The sequence below is a fragment of the Okeania sp. genome (genome assembly GCF_983059655.1).
In genome coordinates this window covers 1-3,731 of record NZ_CEZPJD010000779.1, presented here as the reverse complement: position 1 = coordinate 3,731, position 3,731 = coordinate 1, and the positions used below count along the sequence as shown (strand labels likewise).

The 3,731-nt window shown below is 37.4% G+C and carries 1 protein-coding gene; it reads left to right on the top strand.

Translation table 11 applies throughout. The features are described from left to right. The first annotated feature begins 1,685 nt into the window (after positions 1–1,685). Positions 1,686–3,224, top strand: coding sequence for a carboxypeptidase M32 (locus AC3DU7_RS28265; protein ID WP_488042584.1), 1,539 nt, complete (start codon positions 1,686–1,688; stop codon positions 3,222–3,224). Positions 3,225–3,731 lie beyond the last annotated feature (507 nt).

Genomic DNA, 3,731 nt, shown 5'->3' with positions numbered 1-3,731 from the left:
TAAAAGTCCCCCAAAATTGGGGGATTTAGGGGGCGATTTAATGGGCTTAGATGTAGCATATTGGACTTCTCATATAACCTCTCAGCCTTAGTTATTCAGTAAATTATAGATAACAAGCGATCGCCACACAAAAATTCACCTCAAACTTATCAAGAAAAAATAACATAGCACTACGCAAATAGATTAGAACATTTATAAAAGCTCAAATTTATTCATAGATTACTTTTGACTTTTAACTTGCGCGTAGCACTATATTTATCAAAATAATATGGGTCTAAAACCCCGCCTTTTAAGGCGTAATATTTTTGTTAAATCCCCGTTACAAAAATAACTTCTAACTTTTGACTTCATTCACTCTCCTTAATTTCTCAGATATATTCATTTTTCAAACTAATGCGGTACAACTAACGGGGTAAATATTTTTGGCTTGTTCATTACAACTGATAACTGTTAACTGATAACTGATAACTGAAATGACCCTATTCCCTAAAAATATCAACATAAATACCTGATAACGGGCATAAACTGCTGTAATTGTTATAACTGCTGTAATTGTTATATTAGATATAGTCAAACATAGTAAAAAAAAATAAGTAGAGAAATTCTAGAAAACACCTCTAAAATTTTCTTCAAACTTACAGTCTCAATTGTAAGCATTCAGCAGTCAGCTATCAGCTATTGGATTTAGTTTAGGGTAAAAGCTTTATGAATTGTCTTACTACAAAAGTTGCTTCCTTTGTCCTTCAAATCTATTTTGATTTAAACACTGTTTTTAAGGAGATAATCTTGTTGCTGTTAACGCAGTTCCTCCGGAGGAGGCTAGCTGACAGCTAATAGCTGTTTGCGCAGCATTCCGTAGGAAATGCTTACTCTCAATTTAATCAAATATAGAACAAGATTGACATACTCCCAGGTCTAAATACATGGGTTTTATCCCTTAAAAAGTGATTCTTTCTTTAAAAGATAAAACTATTAGCTGAAAAAAATCTAAAAAAACTTCTCCTGGAAAGACAGGGCTGTTTCATTATCCATAGACACAGGGACGTGGAGACACGGGGACGCAGAGACACGGGAACGCGGAGACACGGAGACACGGAGATGGAGGCTTTTAATTTATGGTTAAAATTTGACTTTTCAGCATTCTAGTCAGGGCTTAGGGACACTTATTGGCTGAAAAATCGGCAAATTTTGGCAAATTTTACTGTTCCACTATTCCCTAATCTCTCATTCTCTCTAAATCCTTAAATTTACAATACTTTAAAACAGCCCTGCTCCCAGGAGAGGAATGTTTAGTTAGGGTTTGCTGAATAAAGCTAAAAGTCAGGATAGTTAAGGTAATGGAGGTTTTTATATTCAATTGAAATTCAAGAAAATTCTTTCACATAAAATGGTGAAACCATTGCCTGTTCCCCCATCCCCGTGTCTCCGCGTCTAAGAGTACAGAGTTTTAGGTCTGCCACTCCAGTAGCACAATTAAATGTATTTTTTATGAATATTCTCTGATGACTAAAAACTAGCCCTGCTCTAGAATAGAGAGACTTTAGACACAGTTTTTTTAGTAAAAAGTTCATATACTTAAGTAGAATTAACTAGAAGACTCCTTATGATTGACCAATATATAACACCCCACCTAAATAAATAAAAACATTAAATAAACATCACCCACACAACATAATCTAGCCATCATGTCAACTATTACTACTTGTGAGCCAAAATATCTAGAACTCAAAAACAGTCTTATCCAAATACGAGACCTAGAAACTGCCGCCTCCGTACTAAACTGGGACCAAACAACCTATATGCCCACCGGAGGAACTTCTGCCAGAGGCCGACAAATAGCAACCCTCAAAGAAATTGCCCATGAAAAATTTACCCACCCATCCATAGGTCAACTCCTCGAAGACCTCCGCCCTTGCGAACAAGGGCTCCCCTACGACTCCACTGCAGCTAGCCTGATCCGTGTTACTCGCCGAGACTACGAGCGTGCCATCCGAGTCCCTTCAGAATTCATGGCCAAATTTTGCCAACATCAAGCTACCGCCTACGAAGCATGGGTGAAAGCTAAATCTCTCAAAAACTTTTCCCTAGTACAACCATATTTAGAAAAAACATTAGACTTAAGTCGAGAATTAGCTTGCTTTTTCCCCCACAAACATATTGCCGATCCTCTCATTGACTTTGTAGACGAAGGTATGACAGTCTCTATACTTCGCCCTCTCTTTGGCAAGCTGCGTCAAAATTTATTACCCATAGTTGATGCTATTACCTCTGGCCCACCTGTTAATAATTTTTACCTCCACCAATATTACCCAAAAGAACAACAACTCAAGTTTGGACGTACTGTGATAGACCGTATTGGGTTCGACTTTCAACGAGGTAGACAAGATGAAACACCCCACCCCTTTACTTGTAGCTTTTCCATTGGGGATGTTCGTATTACGACTCGGGTGTATGAAGATAACTTTACCGAAGCTCTATTTAGTACAATTCACGAAGTAGGTCATGCTCTCTATGAGCAAGGTATTGCTCTGGAATTAGAGGGAACACCCCTTGCTGAAGGAACTTCCAGCGGTATCCATGAAAGTCAATCCCGATTATGGGAGAATATGGTGGGACGTAGTCGAGGTTTTTGGGAATGTTTTTATCCCCAACTACAGGGTATTTTTCTTAAACAACTCAGTTGTGTGTCGGTTTCAGAATTTTATCAGGCTGTTAATAAGGTTATTAAGTCACCCATTCGTACTGATGCTGATGAAGTAACTTACAATCTCCATGTGATGATTCGATTCGATTTAGAGTTGGCCATGTTAGAGGGTAAGTTAGCTGTTTGTGACCTTCCTGAAGCCTGGAATGAACGCTACAAAAAAGATTTAGGTATAGTTCCTGCTAATGATAGTGAGGGAGTAATGCAAGATGTGCATTGGTATGGTGAAATGATTGGGGGAATGTTTCAAGGCTATACTTTGGGTAATTTAATTGCTGCTCAAATTTATGAAACTGCAGTGAAATCTAATCCCGAAATTACTGTTGCTATTGAACAGGGTAATTTTACTCTTTTGCATAAATGGTTAAAGCATAATATTTATCAACATGGTCGTAAATATACTGCTAATGAACTAATTGATAGAGTAACAGGTAAATCTTTAAGTATTGACCCATTTATTCGTTACATTCAAAATAAATATAGTGACATCTATTCTCTTAAATTAGCACTTTCTGCTTGAGGGAAAGTCATTTCAGTTATCAGTTAACAGTTATCAGTTATCAGTACCTTCTTCTAAAGCATTGGGATTGAAATCTGAAATATTCTCTTTCTCTTAGTCGATTATATGGCGAGGTCTTCTTGCCATATCTCGACAGCTTTTTATCCGCTTTCTACAGAGGTCATTTTAGTTAACAGTTAGCCTCCTATGGGGGGAACTGCGTTATCAGTTATCAGTACCCAGGGTCATTTAATTCTAGATTTTAGCAATGAATTGATTGGTTTTTAGACAGCGAAAGATAAATTACCTCAAGCTTGAAATAACGTGGTTTCGTCAACACATAAAATGGCACAATTTAGAATGAAACAGCCCCGATCAGTACCTCTGCAATAAGAAGGCTTGAAATACGGAATCTTCTTTTTTTTATCCTCTTATAAAGAGGAAGCGCAACTACCCAAATTTTTCGGTGAGGTACACCTGTTCCGGACAAGATGTAAGCGCTGGGAATGTTTAATTGTTAATATCTGT